Consider the following 2,423-nt stretch of genomic DNA (forward strand, 5'->3'; position numbering starts at 1 on the left):
ACGGACTAACAACACCAAAAAGCTCATTTGAGAATGACAATATTACAAAGCTGACTTTCAACAAGTAAATCGGTTTCTGAAATAGAAAGACCGAACCGTACAAAAACCGAAGCACGATTTTCACAATCCCAAATAACTAGAAATTGAAATAAGAAAACCTAACCAAAAACACACGGACATTAGCCCTAAGCATTCTGATTTAGCTGCGTTTTCCTCGTTGACAACTAACGCCCTGTTAAGGTGTGAGCAACGCAATACCGATGCCGCCGCATACCACCTTAAACACTAAATGCAACGCATAGTGAAAATGCCACGCGTTGCGAATCACTCTTAAACAGTTTGTTAGGATTTATGCCCAGGCACGCTCCAAAATAGCTTTGCTTGGGCATTGGATACCATTTCTAGTTCTATTAACCTCTTTCTTATGCGCTTTAGTGTTCGGTATGTTCTAAAATCAGAGCCAACGACAGCAGCAGTTAAGGTCGTAGCTAGCATAATGAAGATACCAGCAACAGCATCAGCACTATTTTCTGAAAAGAAAGACGGAGCCCCAAGAATAACTGCGAACAGAAAGAGAAACATTGCTGCACAAAAAGAGTAAAGTATTTGCACTTTATCAATAAAATCAGTTTCGATATGTATTTTACCTTGAATAGGTTTCATAAAACGTTGAATTCGCTTTAGCTCCCTATTATCAGCTAAACCACGCATATAGACATCAATCAACATCTCACTTTTTTCTGGAGGAACCCTTATTCCAGAGGCTAAACGGAAAACTTCATTTTCTTTTAACCTTAGAAGATACTCACTCGTTTTAGTTTTCTCTGGAATACACTCACTTAGCGACGCTAATCTATTAAAATATCGCTTTATTACAACTTCCTCATAGAAGCTAATTAAAGCGGTGACCATTTTAATGGTTGCGCCTAGCAATGATAGCGTAAGGCAAAAACCAAATACCATCGGGTTATTTTGAACGATTTCTGGAACAGCAAAGTCCATTTTAACTCCTAAATCCTAACGCCGCGTTAAGTAGTGAGCAACGCCTGCACCTAACCTAAACCATTGCACCGTAAACACAAAACCCAACGATGGAATGAAAAATGCCATGCGTTGGGAATCTGTCTTAAACGCTTTGTTATATGCAATCTCACACACCTAACTTTTCACTTAGTTCTGCAAACGATGTTTCGATACTTTTACCTGACGTGTCGATTTTAATTACATTTGTCTTCCATGATTCATAGTCACGGTTTTGTACTTGTTTCCAGTCAGGTAGCTTTAGGTTTGTTATTTCACTTTTTCGAGTGACAACTCTTCGCTCGTGTTCACTACTATCTGAGCAACTTACCTCAATATTAACGAACCTAGCACCAACACTTTCTGCAACCTCTTGCCATTCATGTCGTGTTAGCTCGATAGGATTACAAGAATCAGAGATACAGTTTAAACCAAGTTCTAAATTGTCTCTGATTATACGGTAGCTTAAACGATAGCCTTCACCTTCAACTTTGATGTTGCAAAAATCTCTAAGTCCTTGCTCTACTGTATCAATGCGAACGTACATCGCACCGGTTTTCGTTGCTAACAACTTCGCAAGTGTCGACTTCCCCGAAGCTGGAAGCCCCGAAAATATGTATAAAACTGGATGATTCAATTGGACTCCATCCCTTGCATATAACGCCCAATTAAGGGGTGAACAACGCCTCCACCCAATCTAAACCATTGTGCCATAAACACTAAATTTGAAGTAGAACCAAAAATGCCAAGCGTTGAGAATCCCTCTTAAATTGCTTGTTATGTGATTACTCAAACGCTGACTTGCCATATCGAGCAAAACTGTAGAAGTTGAAATATTCGTCTTCGATTTCTGGCAACCAATCTCTAGTCATTTGGTCAAAGTGAGGAATACAAGTTATTGGATACTTGGCATCGCCATCAATCACTGAAATCAAAATTTCCCCTAGTTCCCCATCCAAAAGTTCGTTGGCAAGTGGGTCTTTACATTCGACTAGCGCTCTTTTTAAACAAACCGCAGAATCATAGACCAACGATTTTTGCTCAGCGGTGAAATTCATAGCTTCCCCTTTTATCACATAACGCCGCATTAAGGGGTGAACAACGCCACCACCCAAACTAAGCCATTGTGCCGTAAACACTAAAGCTGATTCAAACCAAAACTGCCTAGCGTTGTGAATCCCTCTTGAATGCTTTGTTAGTTGCCAAACCTAAAGCTTTGATTTGGTGTTAATTACCGCTTTGCCAACCCAGCTTTACGTGTTTTAAGAAACTTAAATCAGGCGCAGTTTCAAAGCGCCTGTCACTGAAACCACTTGGAATATGCAGCGCCGTAGAAAACGGACTAACAACACCAAAAAGCTCATTTGAGAATGACAATATTACAAAGCTGACTTTCAACAAGT

General features: G+C 40.0%; 3 protein-coding genes. All 3 read right to left on the reverse strand.

Features of this window, described 5'->3' with window-relative positions:
- Positions 1–342: 342 nt before the first annotated feature.
- Positions 343–1,002 (reverse strand): hypothetical protein, encoded by a 660-nt coding sequence (locus HCZ42_RS21595; RefSeq protein ID WP_167422719.1) that lies wholly within the window; start codon positions 1,000–1,002, stop codon positions 343–345.
- A gap of 148 nt (positions 1,003–1,150) precedes the next feature.
- The gene (locus HCZ42_RS21600) at positions 1,151–1,657 is read right to left on the reverse strand and encodes an AAA family ATPase (RefSeq protein ID WP_167422720.1); all 507 of its coding nucleotides are present in this window, start codon (positions 1,655–1,657) and stop codon (positions 1,151–1,153) included.
- A 148-nt stretch (positions 1,658–1,805) separates the two neighbouring features.
- A complete protein-coding gene (locus HCZ42_RS21605) occupies positions 1,806–2,078 on the reverse strand; it encodes a hypothetical protein (RefSeq protein ID WP_029853457.1) in 273 nt (90 codons plus the stop codon).
- Between the last annotated feature and the right edge of the window lie 345 nt (positions 2,079–2,423).

The sequence above is a fragment of the Vibrio hepatarius genome (genome assembly GCF_011806575.1).
Taxonomy (GTDB): Bacteria; Pseudomonadota; Gammaproteobacteria; order Enterobacterales; family Vibrionaceae; genus Vibrio; species Vibrio hepatarius_A.

What these genes read in the sequence shown, in the direction of transcription:
- HCZ42_RS21595 (WP_167422719.1), bottom strand. Translation starts at nt 1,002, where the DNA reads ATGGACTTTGCTGTTCCAGAAATCGTTCAAAATAACCCGATGGTATTT.
- HCZ42_RS21605 (WP_029853457.1), bottom strand. Translation starts at nt 2,078, where the DNA reads ATGAATTTCACCGCTGAGCAAAAATCGTTGGTCTATGATTCTGCGGTT.